This window comes from Brevibacterium sp. Lmc1 (genome assembly GCF_057654315.1).
Genome location: NZ_CM172803.1, coordinates 210240 through 231392, shown reverse-complemented (window position 1 = coordinate 231392; position 21153 = coordinate 210240). Strand labels below are relative to the sequence as shown.

The following is a 21153-nucleotide window of genomic DNA, read 5'->3' as shown; positions in this document are numbered from 1 at the left end:
CTGTCGTTGAGTTCGGTGGGGTCGGGCCCTCGCCGAGGCGACCGCCGCCGTCCGCGTCATCGCTTCGGCATCCCCGCGTAATGGGTCAGTCCCCCATCCACGGGGATGAGAGTGGAGTTGATGTAAGCCGATTCGCCTGATGCGAGGAACACCGCGAGGTCCGCTACGTCCTCGGGCCGACCCATCTTCCCCGTCGGTGACTGCGCATGCCGAGCGGCGAGCATCTCCTCGACCGAGCCGAAGTGGCCCGAGATCGAGCGGTGGATGAGCGGGGTCTCGATGAGGCCCGGGGCGATCGAGTTCGCGCGGATGCCTTCGGAGGCGTACTGCGCGCCGACGACCTTCGTCAGTTCGATGAGTCCGGCCTTCGACGCCGCATACGCCGGATAGTCATACCCCATGTAGCGCATGCCGCCGACCGAGGACACCGTGATGATCGACCCGTGCCCGGCCGCACGCATATGCGGCAGAGCATGCTTGATCGAGGAGAACGCCCCGGTGAGGTTGATATCGAGGGCACGTCGGAAGCCGTCGGTGTCGAGTTCGTCGACTCCCCCGTTGACGACGATGCCGACGTTGTAGTGGAGCACGGTCGGTCCACCGAGGCGGTCGGCGCAGTGCGCGAACGCCGCGGCCAGGGAGTCTTCGTCGCCGACATCGGCGACAACCGTGGTCAGCTGAGAGTCGAGGTCGACCCCGCCGAGGTGGACGCCCGTGCCGGGGACGCGATCGGCACCGGTGTCGCGGTCGGGCTCACCGTCGCGACGGTTGCTGAGGTCGACACGGTCAGTGCCGTCAGCACCGTCGGCGGCGGCCGCCTCGGCGAGGGCCCGCGTCGCTTCGTCAAGCGCACCTGGGTCGCGGTCGACGATGCAGACCTTCGCTCCCTCGCGCAGGAATCCGATCGCCGCGGCGAAGCCGTTGTTCACCTCCCCGTCCGGAGTGCCGCATCCGATGGCCATGATCGTCGTGCCGACTAACCTACCTGTCGGCACTGACACGGCTGCCGTCTCTGTCGTGTTCATCGTGCGCTGCCCCGTCCTTGGGAGTATTCGGCCTTGAGTTCCTTGCGCGCGAGTTTGCCGTAGGCGGTGACCGGCATGGTCTCGACGAAGTGGATCTCCTTGGGTACCTTGTATTTCGCCAGCCCCGACTTGCACAGCGCGGTCAGCCGTTCGGCCAGGTCCTCCGCATCGGCATCGGCGCCACCGGCACCTTCGTTCCCGGTCGACGGCGCGCGTTCGATGACGGCCACGCCGATCTCGCCCCACTGCGGGTCGGGCACGCCCACGACGACGGCTTGGGCCACCTCGGTGTCGGTGAGGAGGAGCTCCTCGATCTCGCGGGGGTAGACGTTCGAACCGCCGGAGATGTACATATCGGACTTCCGGCCGGTGAGGAACAGGTACCCGCGTTCGTCGAGGTAGCCGACGTCACCGGTGTGGAAGAGTCCTCCGGCGAAAGATTCGGCGTTCGCATCGGGGCGGCCAAGGTAGCCGGCGCACACGGTCGGTCCGGCCACGCAGACCTCCCCCTGTTCACCGGCGGGCAGCTGCGTGCCGGCCTCGTCGACGATGACGATTTCGACTCCGGTGCGGGCTCGGCCGCAGGTGCCGATGCCGGCGTCGTCGACGGGGATGGCTCCGTGGTCCTCGGGGCGGAGGATCGTGATCGCTCCTGTCACCTCGGCGAGTCCGAAGTACTGGACGAGGCAGGGCCCGAGCCTTTCGAGTGCCTGGGCCTGGTCGGTCGCGAGCATCGGGGCTCCGGCGTAGATGACCCGCTCGAGGGTGTGGTCCTCGGGTCCGCGGCCCTCTGGGTAGCCGGCGGCGATGCGGTTGAGGATGGTCGGGACGGTGAAGGCGTTCGTGATCCCGTAGGCATCGATGGCCGGCCACAGGGACTCCACGCTGGGCTTGCCACCGGGGTGGATGATCGACGGGGTGCCGCCGAAGACCTGACCGAGCATGTGGATGCCCGCACCGTGCGACAGCGGCGCGAGCACGAGGGACGCCCCCGTCTCGTCCTCGTTGGGAAAGAGGTCGCAGCGGTGATTCATCAGCACCGCGCCGAGGTGGCGGTGCGTGAAAGTCGCAGCCTTGGGTCGCCCGGTCGACCCGGAGGTGAAGAAGTACCAGCAGGGATCGTCCTCGTCGACTGCCGAGTCGACGGCTTCTGCATCACTCACCTCCGCCGAGAGCACACCTTCGCGCCGAGACGACTCTTCGTAATGAGTGCTGTCGACGTCAAGTCGTGCGCTCGGCGAGGCGCCGCCGGTAGGCAGGTCGCCGATCCAGAAGACGGGGCCGGTGAAGCCGGTGTCTTTGAGAGCGGTGACGAAGTCGGCGTGGGCGCGGTCGGCGATGACGGCGGCGGGGGCGACTTCGGCGCTGATGCCGAGCAGCTCCTCGGTCGACAGGGCCGCGTTCGGTGGGGCGATGACACCGCCGGAGCGCAGGATGCCCCAGAAGGATTGGATCACCTCGGCGTGGTTGGCCGAGACGAGGAGGACGGTGTCGCGGCGGTCGACTCCACCGGTCTGCAGGGCAGCGGCGAGCGCTTCGGCGCGGGCGTCGAGTTCGGCCCAGGTCCACCGCTGCCCGTGGTCGTCGTCGACGACGGCGAGGCGGTCGGGGATCCGGCGAGCGGTCTGGGTGAGGAAGTGGGAGACGTTGACCCCGCGCCGAGGTGTGGGCGTGAAGTCCTTGGCCGGGGACGTCTGGGAGATGGCGCGCATCAGCGGACGCGCTCGAGCACGGAGGCGAAGTTCGATACGGCGGCACCGCCCATATTGAAGACGCCGGCGAGTTCCGGGGTCTCGATCTGGATGCCGGGCGAGCGACCGGTCAGCTGGGCGGCGGCGAGGGCGTGCATGGACACACCGGTGGCGCCGATGGGGTGGCCCTTGGCTTTGAGTCCGCCGGAGGGGTTGACGGGCAGGCGGCCGCCGACCTCGGTGGCACCGTCGTCGAGCAGGGTGTGGCCTTGCCCGGGGGCGGCGAGTCCGAAGGCTTCGTATTCGAGGAGCTCGGCGATGGTGAAGCAGTCGTGAGTCTCGAGGAAGTCGAGGTCGTCGATGCCGATGCCGGCAGCTGTGAGCGCCTGCTCCATGGCGGCGCGGGCGCCGGCCATCTCGAGCGGGTCGCGTTGGGACAGCGGCAGGACGTCGTTGGCGTTGCCCATGCCTCTCCAGGTCACGGCCTGCGATGCGGAGGCGGCGACATCCTCGGCGGCCATGACGAGTGCCACAGCTCCGTCGGAGACCATCGAGCAGTCGGTGCGGCGCAGGGGTTCGGCGACGTACGGGTTCTTCTCGCTCACGGTGTTGCAGAACTCGAAGCCGAGGTCCTTCTGCATGTGTGCCAGAGGATTCTGCGATCCGTTGGCGTGGTTCTTCGCGGCGATCTTCGCGAGTGCTTCGGAGTGGTCGCCGTATCGGTCGAAGTACTGGCGGGCGATCTCGCCGAAGACTCCGGCGAAGGACTTATAGTGCTCTTCCTCTTCCCGGAAGCTGGCGCTGAGCAGCACTTCGTTGACGTCGTGGCCGGAGGCCTGGGTCATGCGTTCGGCGCCGATGACCAGGGCGGTCCTGTGGCGGCCGGCGGCGATGGAGTCGTGGGCTGCGAAGATCGCGGCGGACCCGGTGGCGCAGGCGTTCTCGTGGCGGTGGGCAGGTGTGCGCGCGAGTTCGGGGAACACGGTCCCCGGCAGTGCGGCTTCGAAGCCTTGGCGGGAGAGTCCGTTGTTGAAGACGCCGACGTGGATGACGTCGATGTCGGCCGGTTCCAGTCCCGCCTCGGCGATGGCGTCGCGGGCGACGTCGGCCATCATCTGGGGCAGCGGTGATTCGGATCGTCCGAACTTGCCGTGGGACCAGCCGATGATCGCAGGTGAGGACATGGACACTCCTTCGGGTACCGGGCTCTGCGGAACGAGCACTGTCCTCTCATACTTTCCCGGTCCCACCAGCTGGTCAAAGAAAATCCACCATATGGAACATTGGTGTCGTTCAGCCGAGCTGGTTGCGCACGGCCTGAGGCGTGGTCCGGTGTGAGTCACTTCGCGACGAGGAACTCCTCGACGACGGCGTTGAACGCCGACGGATTCTCGAGGAACGGAAAATGCGAGTTCGCCTCTTCGACCGGGAACACGTGAATGCGTGCGTCGGGAATCTGTGCGGCAACATAACGTTGGGAATCGGGGTTGACGTGGCTTCCATCGCACCCGAGTACAAGAGTGGGCACATCAATGTGGGGCAAGACGTCTCGCCAGTCCTGAGCGCAATGGTCGAAGAGCAGTGGGACCGCGGCATAGGACGGGAACGATTTGATCTCCTCGGCGACGAAGTTCCATACCTCTGGATCGGGTTCCCCGGAGAACATTCCTCGCACGAAGTCCTCACACACCTGTTCACTGTCAGGTCCGTTGAGCGCACTGCCCAGTTCGAGGAGTCCGTCAACACCGAAGATCGCACCGCATTCGCGTTGTTCGTCCTCAGTCAGCCACGGAACCGCTGCGACGGCAGCTGGCTGGTCGACAGCGACGAAACGTCGAATCCGTCCAGTACCGTACTGATCGATATAACTCCAGGACACGGAGACGCCCATCGACCAGCCGAGAAGGTCTACCTCTTCGAGTCCAAGGTCATCCAGAAGATTGCTGAGATCCTGAGCGAGACGCGCGATCCGGTAGCCGTGGTGAGGCTTTTCAGAGAGTCCGTGACCGCGCTGATCAAGCGTGATGACTCGACGACTCCCCGCCAATCCGGCGAGCTGGTAGCGGAACATTGCCTGAGTTTGGCCCCAGCCGTGGAGCATAACCAGGGGAACTCCGTCTCCTCCGCTGTCGCGGTAGGTCAAGTTCACTCCATCGTTGGTGGTGAGAACAGGCATGGCACGCTCCTTCAGAAAGCACCGGTCCGGTGAACAGGCAGAGCCGACCCGATGAGTCGCCATTGCACGAAACTCGACGCAGTGAAGACCCCTTTGTGACCTCATTTCGACCCTGTCTCGCTATCGTCATCGTTCACGTTCCGCGAGGCAACGAAAATCCACCATATGGAACATTGGTGTCGGCCTTCTAAACACCACCACTGGCGTAGCCGCCGAAAAACGGGCGGAGCGTCGAGAAACGGGTGTGCGCGCCCGTTTCTCGACGCTCCGTGCGTTTTTCGATAAAGCCCCGCCAGCTCGGCGGCTAGCCGAGCTGGTCGCGCAGGGCCTGAGCCGTGGTCCGCGGATCGTAGCCCTCGGCCACTCCCTCGACGATGACGATGTCGGTGTCGATATGGCGCGAACGCAGTGGGGCGATGTCCTGATAGGCCGGTGAGTCCCACCATTCGTGAGCGAGCCGAGCGTCGGGGAAGGCGATCATGACGACGTGTCCCGGCCACCGCCCTTCCATCACCTCGTGGACGGTGCCGTGGACGAGGAACCGTCCGCCGAAGGGTTCGAAGGTCTCACCGATCCGGTCGATGTACTCGGCGACCTCGGGGTGCGGCGCGAACTGCTGCAGGTGGGCGATTGCGTAGGCGGTCATGGTGTCATTCTCCTGTGTTCTCTGTGTGCTTCGATGAGTTGCGGTGGTGCGATTGATCTCCGTGGTTCGAGGATTTGCTGCCGTGGGACGCCTCGCCAGCAGGCGGCGTCACATCGGTGTCTCGCGCCCGTCCAGCCGGCGGCGACCGCCGAACGAGTTCCAACAGAAACAGGGCAACCAGCCCGAATCCCGCCGCGGTCAGCGGCAGGACTCCGGGACCCGTCTCGGTGAGCACGGCCCCGCCGACGGCGGCCCCGAATGCGATGCCCAGGTAGGTCCCAGAAGTGTTGACCGCCAGTGCCTGTCCGGCCAGGGGCCCGGCAAGTCTGTGCAGGCGCATCTGGATCGCGGGTGAGTTCCAGAAGGCCATTCCGCCCCACACTGTCGTGACGATGAGCACGAGCCAGATGGGCACTGGCCGGACTGCCCACATCGCCCACATCGCGACCATGGCGGCGATGATGACGCCGATCCCGAAGAACAGTGCTCGCCCGGGGCCCCATCGGTCTGCGACCTGACCGCCGAGCCAGATTCCGGCCATGCCCGCGAACCCGGAGAGCCCGAATGCCACTCCCCGTTCCTCGACTCCGGATCCGGCGGTCGCACTCAGATAGGGCGCCAGGTAGGTGAGGACCATCATCGTCCCCGCCATGAGCAGGCAGTTCGCCGCGAGACTCACGGCGATCGGGGCGCGCGTGAGGCTGCGCAGCTGTTCTGACAGTCGTGGAGAGCGGTCGCCGCGGCCGCTTCCGGGAACAGTGAGGAGGACACCGATGAGCGCGAGCATCCCGGCTACGGCAACGGCCAGAAAGGTCGCCCGCCATCCGAATGCGCCGCCGATCCACGTCCCCAGTGGGACACCGAGCGCGATTGATCCGGTCACCCCAAGGGAGACGGTCGCCAGGTAGCGGCCAGTCTTCTCCGTCGGCGCATGGGACGCAGCGAACGCGAAGATGGCCGGGGTGGCGCTGGCTGTCGCCGCGGCCGCCACCACCCGCAGAACCATCAGCACGGCGAAGGACGAAGTTCCCACCGCGCCGAAATTCGCTAAGGCGAAGATGATGAGCGCGACAAGGAACAGCCGCCGAGGCGGGACCCGGGCGAGCGCGACAGCTGCCACCGGCGCGGCCACGGCCACGGTCGCCGAGAACGCCGTGACGAGCTGACCAGCCTGACCTTCGGTCACCCCGAGGTCGGCGGCGATCTCGGGCAGAATTCCGGCGATGACATAGTCGTCCGTATAGAGGACGAACGAGACTGCGAGCAGGACGAAGAGCCAGGGCGGCATCACGCTGACCGATCCGCACCATCGAGCCGGGGCCGGTCCCGGCTCGACGGCAGATGAGTCCGGCCCAGCCTGCGCAGGTGGGTTCTCAGCACAGCGAGACCGAAGAGGCTGGCGCCCGGAGTCGCGAGGACAGCGATCCCGACGACCACCGGCGCAATCTCTCCGCCCTGAGCGAGAAGAATCTGCGTCGGCCCCTGGAGAGCCACAACGCAGCACCCGGACCAGGTCACCAGCCACGCCGTTCGCGGCCATCGTCCGAGGTGGCGGGAGAGCAGCGGCCACAGCAGGCAGAGAAGGCCGAACAGCGCGGTCACCGCCAAAACCATCCGCTGTGCCGGCTGCTCCATTCCCTGGGGCCCGGTGCTTCCCGGTCCCGCAATCGCCCAGAAGGCCATGGCACAGCTGAAGGGCAGGATGCCGAGCGCACCGCAGACGATCATGGTCGGCGACGGTGCCGGGGGCGGAGTGTTCAGAAGATCGCCCCAGCGCCGGATCACATAGGCTCCGACGACGATCGCCATCGCCACGCCCAGAGCGCAGAATCCGGCGTAGACAAGCCCGAACACCCAGGGATGCATTCCCTGTTCGGCCAGTCGCACCTCTCCTTCGATGAGCGCCTGAATGAGAATGCCCGGCGGCAGTCCCAGCAGTATCGGACCGAGGAGCCCGGCCGCTCCGGCTCCGAGCACGAACACCACAGGTGCCGGAATGCGTTGCGCCCACGGTCGTGTCAGCGCCACCACGAAGGCCACGCCCACCACCATCATCGCGAGAGTGATGGTGTTACCGATGAGAAAGCGCGGCGCAAGCATTCCCTCGCCTCCGGCCGACGTGGTCGAACCGACCGACGAACCGCTCAGCCACAGGACCTTGAAGGCGAGATATGGCAGAACCGCGACGATCGCCGTGATGATGGCGGCGCGCTGCAGCGATGTCACAGGTGCAGGTGCTGATGTCCGTGCGTTCGCCACGGCGACTCCCGAATTAGAGGACATTCTCTAGATGCTAGTCTCTAGTTTGAGGTACGGTGGCTCGACGGTCAACCCTTCGAACGAGAATCCCCGATTCGCCGGACTGATCCGAACACCTGGAGCGAGAGGACGTGACAAGCATGGCGAAACGCGCACTCTATTCGCGGGACGATATTCTCTCGGCGGCCATCAGCGCTGTCGGCCGACGCGGCCATGCCGCCACAGTGGCCGATGTGACGCATGAGCTCGGTGCACCGTCGGGTTCGATCTACCACCGCTTCCCCACTCGGGAGTCGCTGTTCGCTTCTGCCTGGATCCGGTGCGTGCACCGATTCCACGACACGTTTGCAGCGATCACGGATGTCGATGACCCGCTCGAGGCGATCGTCGAGACCGGCCTGCTCATCCCCCGGTTCTGTCGAGAGAATCCCGACGAGGCCCGGACTCTCACCCTCTACCGGCACTCAGAATTGCTCGCCGACCCGCCCAAGGGACTGCTCGATGACCTCACCGGACTCAATGACCCGGTGGCCGCCCTCTTCGCCGATCTCACCCGACGCCGATTCGGCAGAGTCACGCAGCGCAGACTGGAGCTGATCGCCCTGGCTTCCAGGGATACCCCCTACGGCATGGTGCGCAGCCACATCGGCGGCGAGATCCCGACCTGGCTCGATCAGCCGATCGCTGCCGCAATCAAGGCTGTCGCCTCGGCCGAGGTCACGTCACGCTGACGAGGACGAACAACCCTGCCGCCGAACGTGGCTACCTCGGGGCCTGAAGGAGCGCGATCGCGAACACCGCAGCGCAGTCGGAATCGGGTTTGTGGTGACTCCACCGAGGCGACGCGGCGAAACCAGCGATCTCACCGCGGTGGACCGACCACAAACAGAGGGGTGGCGTCACGGCCTCAACCAATAAGTCACGATGTGACCTGGCTTTTCACTCCATGACTCCGCTCAACCGTTTGTGACGCATCGCCCGATGCCGTTCGCCCCTCACTGCTTAGTGTTCCCATCACGACGTCGATCGGCGGCGCCGACACGAGAACGGAGTGGAACGCATGACTGACACCCTCGACCACATAGACATCAACTCTGCGAATCTGACCGGAGATGAGACACCGCGACGGGACAATCCCATCTCTCGACTCCCGGTCCCCGATCGTGAGCACCTCCCCGAAGCGCTGCAGAACCAACTCCGCCAACTCGAGTCCCAGCTCGGATATCTGCCGAACTGGGCAGCCGCCGGTGCGATCGGCGGGGAGTCTGCCTTCCATCTCAATTCGTTCCTTCTGTCGCTCCTAGGGACGAAGGGGAATCTGAGTTACAGGGACAGAGACTTCCTCGCCCTCGTCACCTCCGCAGTCAACGGCTGCTCATACTGCCGTCTCAACCACATCCAGTCGTACGGCCGAACCGTTCACGACCATTCCCTGGCGACGAGGATCGGACTCGACCATCGCGAGGTCTCGGAACTGGACGCACGCGAGCGCGCTTTGGCCGAATTCGCAGAGAAGGTGTCGATTGATGCTCGCTCCGTCACCGACCGTGACTACGCGGAACTCCGCAGCCACGGCCTGAGCAACGAACAGATCGCCGAGGCTCTCTACGTCGTAATCGCCTTCGCTGCCGGCAACAGACTCACCATCGCACTCGGCGTCCTTCCCGACGAACAGTTCTTCGAGAGCTGACCCGCGCCGCGCACCGAACCTGCCTGCGACCGTCAGCCACCAGTGCACATAGCCCCACTGGACCCAGCCCCATCTTGAGAGAGAGCATCACCATGTCGAACATCCACCGGTCGATTGTCGAGCTCGTCGGCAACACCCCACTCGTCGAACTGACGAACTATCAGAAACAGCACGGAATCAGAGCCCACGTCATCGGAAAGCTCGAGTACCTCAACCCTTCAGGCAGCGTAAAGGACCGTCTTGCCGTTGCCCTCATCAATGAGGGACTGGAGAAGGGTGAGATCTCGGAAGGGAGCACGCTCGTCGACGTGACAAGCGGCAACACCGGAATCTCATTGGCCGCGATCGGACATGCCAAGGGCTTGAAATTCACTCCCTACCTCGAGCCGGGCACCACTCAGGAGCGCATCGACATCTTCAACGGATACGGTCTCGACACTCACTCGCTCACCGACATCGAAGAGGTCGCCGACTTCGAAGAGAAGGGCCTGGTGCTCGATGACCTCATCCGAGGCATCAAACGCATCGCCGACGAGCAGGGTCACTACTATGCGGGTCAGACCGTGAGCGAGGCCAACCAAGAATTCCACTACGCGACCACGGGACCGGAGATCTGGGAGGACACCGACGGACACGTTGACTACTTCGTCGCCGCCGCCGGCACCGCAGGCACTCTGGTCGGCACGGCACGCTACCTCAGAGAGAAGAATCCTGACGTGACAATCGTCGGCGTTCAAGCCGCAGAATCCTCACGCCCCGATAGTGAAGACTTCACCGGGAACATCATCGACGGCACGCTGCCGGTGGGAGATGTTCCGGATGACCTCGTTCCGACCCTCATCAGATCCAACCTCAACAACGGCTTCGCCTTCGACGAGGTGATCGATGTGAGAGCCGAAGACGCCTACCGAACAGCGCAGGACACTGCGAAATCCGATGGCCTGTTCCTGGGCACCTCCGCAGCTGCAGCGCTCACCGCGGCTCTGCGGATCGCTCAGCGTCCGGAAGCAGAGGACAAGAACATCGTCGTAATCTATCCCGACAACGGCTTCAAATACCTCTCAACCGGACTCTACAAGCGGACGAACGACGACGTGAGAGAAACGGAACCGGCCCCAGCAGCACACGCCTGAGGCGGAAATCCGGGGCACCACTTCTCACACTGAGACAATGGTCGAGCGCCGAGACGACTGTGCGCACCGAGTGCACAGTCGTCTCGGCGCTCGACCATTGTCTCGGCACGGGGCTAAGACTCAGCCTTCACACCCCATGCCTCACCCCTTGAGGCGCGTCATCCCCGGGTCGAAGAGCGGCTCGGCGGTGACTGTGGCCGGCAGGCGGCGGCCGAGGTATTCGATCTGCACAGCGTCACCAACCGCCAGAGTGTTCGGCAGCCAGGCGTAGGCGATCGACTTCCCGATCGTGTATCCGTAAGCCGCCGAGGTGACGTAGCCGTCCGCGACTCCCGATCCGTCCGATCCGTCCGACTTCGCCGAGGCGGTCTCGCCGTCCGCGACACCCGACCCACCGACCACGTACACCGGCTCTTTGCCGAGCACCACGTCAGAGGGCACGTCGAGGGTGAGGCAGGTCAGTTTCGTCGTCGCGGCTGCGGCCCTCGACTCCAGCGCGGCCTTGCCGGTGAAGTCGTCGGTCTTCGACGCCTTCACGGCGAATCCGAGTCCGGCCTGAACCGGTTCGTGTTCGCTGGTCATGTCGGTGCCGAAGGACCTGAACCCCTTCTCCAGCCGCATCGAGTTGAAGGCTTCGCGGCCTCCGGCGATGATGCCGAATTCCTCACCGGCTTCCCACAGCACGTCCCACAGTCGCGACCCGAGATCCGCCGAAGTGTAGATCTCCCAGCCGAGTTCGCCGACATAGGACAGGCGCATCGCGGTAACCGGCACACCGCCGAGCACCGCCGGCTTCGTGCGGAAGTACTTGAGTCCGGCATCGCTGAAGTCCTCATCGGTGACCTTGGCGATGACATCCCTGGCCAGCGGGCCCCAGAGACCAATACAGCAGGTGCCGGGAGTCGTCTCGCGCACGGTCACCCACTTGGACGGGTCGGCGGCCGACTGATGCTTGGCCGCCCGCGAGATGGCCGCGAGGTCGATGTTCGAGTTCGCTCCCACCTGGTAGGTCTCCTCGTCGAGGATCGCGACCGTGATGTCGCTCGTGATGCCGCCGGCTTCGTCGAGCAGCAACGTGTAGCTGACCGCTCCCGGTTTGCGCAGCATCGACGAAGTGGTCATCCCGTGCAGCAGTTCGCCGGCACCGGGGCCGGTGACCTCGAAGCGTTTGAGCTGGGTCATGTCGAACATCGCCACCGAGGTGCGCGTCTTCCACGCTTCGGCTGCGGCGATGGGCGAATGGAACTGATCCGCCCAGGCGTCCCGTTCCGGTGCCGCCCACTCGGACGGCATTTCCTCGAGCAGCTTCGCGTTCGCGTCGAACCAGTGCGGCCGCTCCCAGCCGGAGGTCTCGAGGAAGAACGCACCGAGTTCCTCCTGCTGCCTCCGGAACGGGCTCGAGCGCAGGTCACGCGGGGAGACTCGTGGTTGCAGAGGGTGGATGATGTCGTAGATCTCGACGAAGTTCTGCTGGGAGGTCTCGCTGACGTAGTCCGCTGATGTCTGCACATCCTCGAAACGGTTGAGGTCGATGCCTGACAGATCGGTCTTCGACCGTCCTTCGGCGATGAGCTCGGCCACAGCGCGGGCGATGCCGGCGCCATGGGTCACCCACACCGCCTCGGCGACGAAGAATCCGTCGACCTGACGGGACTGTCCGACCAGCGAACCGCCGTCCGGGGTGAATGAGAAGATGCCGTTGAAGCCGCGCTGGATCTGAGTCTGAGCGAGTTCGGGCAGCAGTGTCTTCGTCGCCTCCCATTCGGGGGCGAAGTCGTCCGGGGTGAACTCGAGGCTCGAGGGCATCCGTTCGCTGGTGATCTCATCGGGTGAGTAGGTCTGCAGCGTGTCGAGGTCGACGGGCATGGGCCGGTGCGCGTAGGAGCCGATGCCGATCCGCTCACCCCATTCGCGGTAGTACAGGTCCTTGTCCTGGTAGCGCAGGATCGGAGCCTGCGCACCCGCCGGCAACTCATTCTTCCCGATGAGCGAGGGCACCTCGGTGGTCCAGGCGAACTGGTGGCCCAGCGGCAGCAGCGGGATCGGAGTACCGACCATCTCACCGATCTTGGGTCCCCAGAATCCGGCGCAGGAGACGACGATATCGGCAGGAATCCGGTCATCGCCGCAGATCACAGCGCTGACGCGAGCGCCTGTGGTCTCGATATCGGTCACCGTTGTGCGATCACGGAATTCGACCCCTGCGGCACGGGCACGATCGATGACGATCTGAGTGCCTTTCGCCGCCAATGCGAGGCCGTCACCCGGGGTGAGCAGACCGCCGTGGACCATGTCCCGGTTGAGCATTGGGAAGAGCTTCGCGCATTCGTCGGCGTCGATGACGTCGGCTTCGACGCCGTAGGAGCGGTTCCATCCGGCTCGACGGTGCAGGTCCTGCAGCCGATCCTCGGTGGTGGCGATCTCGAGGCCTCCGACGGGCAGGAACGATCCGCGCCCGTCGGCGTCCTTGAGCGAGGTAAGCTTCTCGATCGTGTACTGCGCGAATTCGGTCATCGACTTCGACGCGTTCGAGGAGAAGACGAGTCCCGGGGCGTGTGAGGTCGAACCGCCGGGGATGTTCAGCGGGCCCTGTTCGATGACGAGGGTGTTGGTCCAGCCCAGCTGCGCGAGTTCGTCGGCGAGGTTGGCGCCGACGATGCCGGCTCCGATGATGACGACTCGTGGTGATGAGATCGGCACTGAGTACTCCTTGTTATTGACGGTGGTAGAGGCAGTTGTCGCAGCAGACGCCGGAGCGGAGCTCAGTCGTCCAATGCGGAGTATTTGGTTTCCGGTGCCCAGAAGAGCGAAGCGATGAACCCGACCAGAGGGAAGATCGCCGCGATGAGCAGGGTGCTCGAGACACCCAGGTGTTCGAGCGTGACCGGGAAGAGGTAGGTGGCTCCGGCAGCACCGACTCGGCTGAATGCCGCGGCGTAGCCGACGCCGGTGCTGCGGAACCGGGTGGTGAACATCTCCGGCGGATAGACATACTGGATGCTGTTCGACGCCGTGATGATGAGGACGAAAGCGCCGAAGACGATGAGCACGACCAATGACGGCAGCTCAGTCCAGCCGCCGAGGAAGACGAGCAGGACCACCATGAGCGCGAAGGTCCAATTGACGAACGTGCGTCGGGGCAGCAGCCACAGCAGCCACAATCCCACGCCGGCACCGAGGAGCTGGAGCCCGTTCATGAGCAGATCCGTGGAGAATCCGCTGTTGAGTCCGAGGTCCTCGAGCACCGGCACGATGAACGTGAAGATCGCGAACAGCGGACCGACCTGGCAGAACCAGAACAGTCCGGAGTAGATCACCGTGCGAACGTCGTTCTCGCGGAAGAAGTCACGCAGGCGGGTTTTGACAACCTCGGTCGGCGCCGGAGGCAGTCCGTACTGCGGGCCATAGTGGGCGGAGACGATCGCCTGCGCCTCGGTCGTGCGTCCCTGTGCCTGCAGCCACCTCGGCGATTCGGGCAGGGCCATGCGCAGGATGAGCACGACCAGGGCCGGCACCGCGCTGCTGGCCAGGAGCATTCGCCACGAATCCGCGTCCCAGGCGTGGGCGACGACGAATGCCGAGATGAACCCGATGAACCAGAACGCCGCGATCGACCCGAGCAGAACGCTGCGGTGGCGGCGCGGGGTGAATTCGGCCAGCAGAGCGGTGCCGACCGCGTATTCGACGCCGATGAGCAGGCCCAGCAGCAGCCGCATGGCCACGAGGTCCCACGTGCCGACGACGAAGAGCTGGGCCAGCGAGACGACGACGAAGCCGACGAGGTTCCAGAAGAACACCCGCTTGCGCCCATAGCGGTCGGCGATCCGCCCGAAGAACAGACCGGAGACGAAGATCCCGATGAGCGCACTTGCCGCGATCAGTCCCTGCCCTAATGCCGACAGCCCCAGCTCCGCGGCCGCCGGAGCGACGGCACCGCCGATGACGCCGAGGATGTAGCCGTCGATGAAGATCCCACCGAAGGCCGCAACCGCGACGAGGAGCACGAGCCGGTTGAGCGGGGCCTCATCGATCGAGATCCGCCCGGCATCGGTCCGCTGCGCGAAAGCATCACGACGGACCGGCTCGATGCCGTCGATGTCCTTCTGCTGTGTCATGTGGTCTCCTTCGACTCACCGAACGAATATGGTAGTCAGCGCCCGGTTCAGGCGTCGATGACGAGGTCGGTCTTCGCCGTCGAGCAGCACGGCAGGAACTTCCCCGCGTCGATCTCTCTGGCGCGGATTCCGCCCAGATGGTTCATCTCGACATCGCCGTCGAGCTTGACGACCTTGCAGGATCCGCACATGCCCTCCTGACAGTTCGCGGGGATCTTCACCCCCGCCTTCCGCGCGGCCTGGAGGACCGTTTCGTCCTCCCCGACGCAGACGTTGAGGCCGGTGCGCACAAACGACATCGTGTGCTCACCCTGCCCCACAGTAGGCAGTGCGGCCGGGTCGACGACGGCGATTTCGTCCTCGTCGCCCGATCCCCCCGCCGAGGCGGCCGCCTCATCCCCAGCCGGGACCGCGGGCCCAGCGTCGGACTCAGATCCGGGCCCCACCTCGGCGAGGTTCTCATCGGTGACCCCGACGACCTCGATCTCGACCTCGTCGTCGACGGGCACGACCGCCTCGGCGTCGACGGCTTCGGTCGGTGCGCCGACCGCCTCGACCGGTCCGTCGGCGTCGTACTCGGGTTCGTACATGTCGAGCGCGGCCGGCTGGGACTCGAAGTATTCCTCGGTCGTCGCCGCGATCTCCTCGGCGATCTCGCCGGCGATGGCGACTTCCTCGGCGTATTCGGCACGGATCTCACGATCGCCGGAGAAGAACTCCATGAACACCGAGGTGTCGTCGACGCCGACTTCGCGCAGCAGTTCGGTCGCGGAGTTGAGGTATCCCTCCGGGCCGCAGGCGAAGACCTGCCGACCGTTGGCGTCGGGCACGAGCTCCTCGAGAAGCGACGTCGACAGCCGTCCCGTCCGCCCTTCCCATTCGTCGCCGCATTCCCGATCGCCGAGGCAGTAGATGACCTTGATCCGGAAATCCACGTTCGCGAGGAAGTCGAGTTCCTCGGAGAAGGCGAAGGAGTCGGGGGCGGCTCCGTGGTAGAGGAGGACGACATCGGCCTGGCCGGGCAGCGAGTGGACGGTGCGGATCATCGACATCAACGGAGTGATTCCGGCTCCGGCAGCGAGCAGCAGGAACCGTGCTCGCCGGTCATAATCGGCGAGGTGGAACGCACCGACAGGGCCGAGCATGTCGAGGACGGTGCCGGGGCGGATATTGTCATGCGCCCAGGGCGACACCTTGCCCTTGGGGTCGCGTTTGATCGTGATAGAGAACGTCCACGGCTCGGTCGGGGCCGAGGAGATCGAATAGCTGCGCGACACCGGCTCGGCAGTCGGTCCGTCGATGGGGAAGTCGATGTTGATGTACTGCCCCGACCGGAACGCCAGGGGCGCCCCGTCCATGCGACGGAAGACGAAGACCATCATCCCTCCCGCCTCGGGGATGGTCTCCACACATTCGGCTGCGAATTCCTGCGGGTGCCACGGACCCAGCGCGGTGGCGGCTCCGGCCGGCCCCGAGGCGCTCGAGAGCACGCGGTTCCAGGGCATCTCCAGTCCGCGCACCCGCTGGGCCAGCGGCAGCGCGGGCACAGCGGAGGATCTCATCCGACGTGCTCCCGCATCCGCTGCACGTACCAGTTGATGAAGGCTTCGACCTGGTATTCGCTCTTCATATACGGACCCTGCTCATAGAACGGACTCGCCGCTCCCTGCTGGCAGAGTTCGACGAAGGCCTTGTCCTGCAGGTTGGTCTGCTTCCACGTGTGAGTGAGGGTCTCAAGGTCATAGTCGACGCCTTCGACGGCGTCGTCGGCGACGAGCCAAGTGGTGCGCACGAGGGTCTTCGAGGCACTGATCGGGAATGCCGCGAAGGTGATGACGTGATCGCCGAGGAGGTGGAACCAGGAGTTCGGCTGCAGATGCATCGAGCAGCGGCCGAGGCGGAAGTCCGGCAGATCGCCGAGCAGCTTCTTCGACAGCCGGCGCCCGTCTGCCGAGAAGGACTCCCCCGCTCCGTCGAGCGATTCGCGGGAGATGCGGATGCCGCCGACCCGGGTGTCGAGTTCTTCGACGACTTCATAGGGCAGGCCGTAGCGGCGGCAGCGGTATTCGAGGGAGGCCTGCGCCTGCTGGTTGCGGTCCCAGACGTCTTCGAGGTGGGGCGGGATCGTCTCATCGGTCAGGCCCCAGGTCGGGAACAGCGAGCACGCGAGCTCCGGGTGGCCGTCGCAGTGGTAGCACTCGCGGTTGTTCTCCATCACGAGCTTCCAGTTGCCCTCTTCGACGATGTTCTGCTGATAGGCGACTTTCGTCTTCGCCAGCTCATGAGGGGCGATATAAGGTTCGAAGATCTTCGCGGTCTCGTGGAAGTCCGTCGGCGGCTCTTCGGCCAGGCAGATGAACACGAGTCCGGCGGCGATCTTCCCGTGCGCGCGTTTGAGTGCGTAGCAGGACTTGTCGAAGGTCATCTCCCCCGGCGCCGAGGCGTGGATGAGGTCGCCCTCGGGGGAGTACGTCCACGAGTGGTAGCCGCAGACGAGGTTGCCCGTCGTTCCCTGCGCATCGGTGAGGACTCGTGCCCCGCGGTGGCGGCAGACGTTGTGGAGGACGTTGACGCCGCCGTCGTCGTTGTGCAGGACGATGAGGGAGTACGGACCGTAGTCGAGCGTGACATAGTCACCCGGCTCGGGGATCTCGGCGACGCTGCACGCGAAGACCCAGTGCTGACCGAAGATGGCCTGCATATCGAGATTGAAGAGGTTGGGATCCGTGTAGAACGGAGCTTCGAGCGAGAAGCCTGTCCGACGGGTGTCGAGTCGGATTCGGGTCTCGTCGAGCTTCTCCTCGGTGAACCCCGCAGGGAAGCCCTTCTTCGTCGGTGCCAGGTTAGTAGCTGTCAATGCTCATCTCCCTTGATGTCTGCCTGCAGCGGCCCACCGATGGAAGGGGCGAAATCCTCGGCGGAGACCGCGGAGACCGTGTGCTGCCGGAACGATCTCGACAGTCACACTAGCGAGGAACTCCCTGCAGAAAAAGCGCGAGATTTCGTTACATATTCTGCGGATTCACTGCATAATTGTGCGCATGATCGATCCGCGCCTGACGACACTGCGCACCTTCGCCGCCTGCGGCACCATCGCCGCCACCGCCGAGCTCACCGGCTACTCCGCATCGGCGGTCTCCGGCCAGCTCAGAGAGCTGCAGCAGTCCCTGGGCATGACCCTTCTCGTCAAGGACGGTCGCGGTCTGCGACTGACCGCGACGGGGCGCTACCTCGTCCGCCGCTCCGACGAACTGACCGCCGCGTGGGAGGACATCCGCGCCGGCGCGCTCGGGGCCGGGGATCAGGCCCCCACTCACTTCGGAATCGGGGGCTTCTCGACAGCATCCTCGAACCTGCTCGCGCCCTTGGCGGCGAACCTGCGGGCTTCACGGCCGAAGGTCCGCGTCCACGTGATCGAGGCGACTCCGACTCGCTGCTTCGAGCTCCTCGTCGCCGAGCGCATCGACCTCGCCGTCATCGTCTCGATGCAGGGCAATGTCCAGGTCGAGGAGGATCCCCGCTTCGAGAGCATCGACCTCCTCGACGATCCCCTCGACGTCATGGTGCCTTCAGGCCACCCTGCGGCGGGCAGGGAGTCGGTGACTCTCAGCGAGCTCGCCGGTGAGGATTGGATCACGGCCGGCCCTGGCTCGCCCTATCATTCGCTCTTCATCGCCGCGTTCACCGCCGCGGGAGTGACGCCGACGGTCGCGCACGAGTCCGCGGAGTGGGAGACGTCGGCGGCCCTGGTCGGCGCCGGGGTCGGAGTGAGCCTGCTGCCGAGGCTGGCCAGCCTCGCCGGAGAGGACAACGTCAGCCGGGTGCGGCTGACGGGCACCGGGAGACTGAGCCGGAAGATCATCGCCGCTGTCCGCGCCGGCAGTCGCAGATCCCCGCTGATCAGGGATTCCCTTCAACATCTGCGCACGACCTCCCAGTACATCCTCTCGACGCGCCTGCGCGAAGACTCCTGAAACGGCACCTCTGCCCGGCCACCGACACGGGGGCTTGACAGAGCTCTCTCACGACGGCGAGACTGCATCTAAGTCTGATGTCAGACTGATATGTCAGAGCTGTCGACGAGCTCCCGTTCGTCGCACTCGCATATCGAATTCCCACGCTTTCGCACCCATGGAGGCTCAACGATGAGCAATAAGGCAATCAGCTATGCAGGTCCCGGGAAGGTCGAGGTCATCGACACCGAGTACCCGGAATTCGTCCTCAAGGACGGGCCTGGAGTCAATCCCGCCAATATCGGCCGCAAGGTCGATCACGGTGTCATCCTCAAGACGGTGGCGACGAACATCTGCGGCTCCGACCAGCACATGGTCCGGGGCCGTACGACTGCCCCGGAGGGTCTCGTGCTCGGACACGAGATCACCGGTGAGGTCGTCGAGGTGGGCCGAGACGTCGAATTCGTCAAGGTCGGCGATCTCGTGTCGGTGCCGTTCAACATCTCGTGCGGTCGCTGCCGCAACTGCAAGGAAGGCAAGACCGGCATCTGCCTCAACGTCAATCCCGATCGTCCGGGCTCGGCCTATGGCTATGTCGATATGGGCGGCTGGGTCGGCGGTCAGGCCGAGTACGTGCTCGTGCCCTATGCCGACTGGAACGTCCTGAAGTTCCCGGACAAGGATCAGGCGATGGAGAAGATCCTCGACCTCACGATGCTCTCCGACATCTTCCCCACCGGGTTCCACGGCGCCGTCAGCGCCGGTGTCGGGGTGGGTTCGACGGTCTACGTCGCCGGTGCGGGTCCGGTCGGAATTGCCGCGGCCACCTCGGCGCTTCTGCTCGGCGCGGCCTGCGTCATCGTCGGCGATCTCAACGAGGATCGACTGGCTCAGGCCCGCGGATTCGGTTGCGAGACGGTCGACGTTTCCAAGGGTGACCCGAAGGACCAGATCGCGCAGATCCTCGGCGAGCCCGAGGTCGACTGCGGAATCGACGCCGTCGGCTTCGAGGCGCGCGGACACGGCAAGGACGCCAGCCACGAGGCGCCGGCAACGGTGCTCAACTCGCTCATGGACATCACCCGAGCCGGCGGCAGCCTCGGCATTCCCGGCCTCTACGTCACCGGCGATCCGGGCGCGCCCGATGAGGCGGCGAAGGAAGGGTCGCTGTCGATGCGGTTCGGACTCGGCTTCGCGAAGTCGCATGTGTTCGTGACCGGCCAGTGCCCGGTGATGAAGTACAACCGGGGGCTGATGCAGGCGATCCTGCACGACAAGGTCTCGATCGCGAAGAACGTCAATGCGACCCCGATCCGCCTCGAGGATGCCCCGCAGGGCTACGCCGACTTCGACTCCGGTGTCGCGAAGAAGTTCGTCCTCGACCCGCACGGCCTCATCTCCGCCTGAGGCTCTCAGACCTCACGCTGAGCCCGAGCTTCTCATGGCCGAAAGCCGGGTGAAGCGGTGAGAAGTGGTCGCAATCGGATACTTTCAGGACGACCTCCTGAGTATCCGATTGCGCCCACTGTTTTGTGCCCCATGGACCGAAATGAGAGCACCCAAGTGACGTATCTTGCATGGCAGAATTTGCCACGCGGTCGTGTGTAGATGCACTCGAGCCTAGGTCGCAGCCAAAGAAAACATTGCCATTGCGGCCAAGCGCGAGGATAGACCACATTCGCCTTGACCCTTTTGATGCATGCAACATAGCATCGGGCTATGCAGAATTCTCCCGATTCCCCGCCACCCACGCTTCTCGAGCGTATCCGGTCGAAGATCACCAGCGGCGAACTGGAACCGGGCAATCCGCTCTCCGAGGTCTCCCTCGCACAGGAGTTCGATGTCAGCCGAACCCCGATCCGAGAGGTCCTCAAGCAGCTCCAGCTCGAGGGCCTCATCGAAATCCGCCCAAAGGTCGGCACCTTCATCCGCGAGCCGAACCGACGCGAGATCGTCGAGCTCTTCCAGCTCAAGGAGGTCCTCGAAGGCCTGGCCGCCGCCCTGATGGCTCGCCGCGGGCCCTGCCCGGAACTCGACCAGCTCGAAGAGATCGTCGCAGCATCAGAGGTGTCGTCGAACGCAGGCGACACAGACACCTACGCTTCGCAGGTTCAGGACTTCCACCAGACCCTCGTCGACGGAGCGGACAACAACAAACTCGTCGAACAGTACTCGCGCCTGATGAATCAGCTCGCGTACTTCAGACTCGTGCGCAAAACTCTCAACCATCCGGGCAGGGCAGTGGACTCGAGCCGAGAGCACCGCCAGATTCTCACGATGATCCAGGACAAGGACCCGTTCGGCGCCGAAACGACGATGCGTGCGCACGTGTTCGCCTCGACCCAGGAACTCCTCGTTCCACAGACACGCACCACCCTGTCTCTCGAGCGCGACTCCTGACTTCCAGAAAACGGCCGGACCACCTGATGCTGAGCCGTCGCCACCTCTGACGCACGCCAGCGGGG

The 21153-nt window shown here is 65.0% G+C and carries 17 protein-coding genes; 6 read left to right on the top strand and 11 right to left on the bottom strand.

The genetic code is table 11. The annotated features are described in order from the left end of the window. Nucleotides 1-56 precede the first annotated feature (56 nt). The 7 genes from AC239G_RS01030 to AC239G_RS01000 all read right to left on the bottom strand — a co-directional run bounded on the left by AC239G_RS01030 (nucleotide 57) and on the right by AC239G_RS01000 (nucleotide 7821). On the bottom strand, nucleotides 57-1025 hold the full coding sequence (locus tag AC239G_RS01030) for an SDR family NAD(P)-dependent oxidoreductase (protein WP_139467787.1): 969 nt from the start codon (nucleotides 1023-1025) through the stop codon (nucleotides 57-59). After that, a complete protein-coding gene (locus AC239G_RS01025) occupies nucleotides 1022-2737 on the bottom strand; it encodes an AMP-binding protein (RefSeq protein ID WP_487489600.1) in 1716 nt (571 codons plus the stop codon). Before AC239G_RS01025 ends, AC239G_RS01030 begins: the two co-directional genes overlap by 4 nt. After that, nucleotides 2737-3900 carry a thiolase domain-containing protein gene (locus tag AC239G_RS01020; protein WP_487489599.1) on the bottom strand — a complete coding sequence of 388 codons (1164 nt, stop codon included), beginning with the start codon at nucleotides 3898-3900 and terminating at the stop codon, nucleotides 2737-2739. Before AC239G_RS01020 ends, AC239G_RS01025 begins: the two co-directional genes overlap by 1 nt. A gap of 155 nt (nucleotides 3901-4055) precedes the next feature. After that, nucleotides 4056-4892: an alpha/beta fold hydrolase gene (locus AC239G_RS01015; RefSeq protein ID WP_487489598.1), complete on the bottom strand. Its 837-nt coding sequence runs from the start codon at nucleotides 4890-4892 to the stop codon at nucleotides 4056-4058. 304 nt (nucleotides 4893-5196) lie between these two features. After that, a complete protein-coding gene (locus tag AC239G_RS01010) occupies nucleotides 5197-5538 on the bottom strand; it encodes a DUF1330 domain-containing protein (RefSeq protein ID WP_139467783.1) in 342 nt (113 codons plus the stop codon). A 4-nt stretch (nucleotides 5539-5542) separates the two neighbouring features. Further along, a complete protein-coding gene (locus tag AC239G_RS01005; RefSeq protein ID WP_487490130.1) occupies nucleotides 5543-6826 on the bottom strand; it encodes an MFS transporter in 1284 nt (427 codons plus the stop codon). Beyond that, nucleotides 6826-7821, bottom strand: coding sequence for a hypothetical protein (locus tag AC239G_RS01000; RefSeq protein WP_139467782.1), 996 nt, complete (start codon nucleotides 7819-7821; stop codon nucleotides 6826-6828). The genes AC239G_RS01005 and AC239G_RS01000 overlap by 1 nt, the downstream gene beginning before the upstream one ends. Nucleotides 7822-7937: 116 nt before the next feature. Here AC239G_RS01000 and AC239G_RS00995 point away from each other — a divergent pair, with 116 nt between their 5' ends. From AC239G_RS00995 to AC239G_RS00985, 3 genes are all read left to right on the top strand, one after another. Beyond that, nucleotides 7938-8528 carry a TetR/AcrR family transcriptional regulator gene (locus tag AC239G_RS00995; RefSeq protein ID WP_482401140.1) on the top strand — a complete coding sequence of 197 codons (591 nt, stop codon included), beginning with the start codon at nucleotides 7938-7940 and terminating at the stop codon, nucleotides 8526-8528. Nucleotides 8529-8857: 329 nt separating this feature from the next. Beyond that, nucleotides 8858-9487 carry a peroxidase-related enzyme gene (locus AC239G_RS00990; RefSeq protein WP_482401139.1) on the top strand — a complete coding sequence of 210 codons (630 nt, stop codon included), beginning with the start codon at nucleotides 8858-8860 and terminating at the stop codon, nucleotides 9485-9487. Nucleotides 9488-9579: 92 nt separating this feature from the next. After that, nucleotides 9580-10620, top strand: a complete 1041-nt coding sequence (locus AC239G_RS00985) for a PLP-dependent cysteine synthase family protein (protein WP_487489597.1) — start codon at nucleotides 9580-9582, stop codon at nucleotides 10618-10620. A 141-nt stretch (nucleotides 10621-10761) separates the two neighbouring features. On the opposite strand, the gene AC239G_RS00980 is transcribed toward AC239G_RS00985, so the two are convergent. The 4 genes from AC239G_RS00980 to AC239G_RS00965 all read right to left on the bottom strand — a co-directional run bounded on the left by AC239G_RS00980 (nucleotide 10762) and on the right by AC239G_RS00965 (nucleotide 17514). Then, nucleotides 10762-13320 (bottom strand): GcvT family protein, encoded by a 2559-nt coding sequence (locus AC239G_RS00980; protein ID WP_482401137.1) that lies wholly within the window; start codon nucleotides 13318-13320, stop codon nucleotides 10762-10764. Between the two features lie 62 nt (nucleotides 13321-13382). Further along, on the bottom strand, nucleotides 13383-14735 hold the full coding sequence (locus tag AC239G_RS00975) for an MFS transporter (protein ID WP_181271097.1): 1353 nt from the start codon (nucleotides 14733-14735) through the stop codon (nucleotides 13383-13385). Nucleotides 14736-14782: 47 nt separating this feature from the next. Further along, entirely contained in the window at nucleotides 14783-16297 is a 1515-nt protein-coding gene (locus AC239G_RS00970; RefSeq protein WP_487489596.1) for a flavin reductase family protein, read from the bottom strand. Then, nucleotides 16294-17514, bottom strand: a complete 1221-nt coding sequence (locus tag AC239G_RS00965) for an aromatic ring-hydroxylating oxygenase subunit alpha (RefSeq protein WP_229664036.1) — start codon at nucleotides 17512-17514, stop codon at nucleotides 16294-16296. Before AC239G_RS00965 ends, AC239G_RS00970 begins: the two co-directional genes overlap by 4 nt. A 262-nt stretch (nucleotides 17515-17776) precedes the next feature. Between AC239G_RS00965 and AC239G_RS00960 the strand changes: the two genes are divergently transcribed. The 3 genes from AC239G_RS00960 to AC239G_RS00950 all read left to right on the top strand — a co-directional run bounded on the left by AC239G_RS00960 (nucleotide 17777) and on the right by AC239G_RS00950 (nucleotide 21088). After that, the gene (locus AC239G_RS00960) at nucleotides 17777-18709 is read left to right on the top strand and encodes a LysR family transcriptional regulator (protein ID WP_139906551.1); all 933 of its coding nucleotides are present in this window, start codon (nucleotides 17777-17779) and stop codon (nucleotides 18707-18709) included. A gap of 171 nt (nucleotides 18710-18880) precedes the next feature. Next, nucleotides 18881-20095 (top strand): formaldehyde dehydrogenase, glutathione-independent, encoded by a 1215-nt coding sequence (gene fdhA, locus AC239G_RS00955; protein WP_139906550.1) that lies wholly within the window; start codon nucleotides 18881-18883, stop codon nucleotides 20093-20095. 312 nt (nucleotides 20096-20407) lie between these two features. Further along, nucleotides 20408-21088: a GntR family transcriptional regulator gene (locus AC239G_RS00950; protein ID WP_172172886.1), complete on the top strand. Its 681-nt coding sequence runs from the start codon at nucleotides 20408-20410 to the stop codon at nucleotides 21086-21088. The last annotated feature ends 65 nt before the right edge of the window (nucleotides 21089-21153 follow it).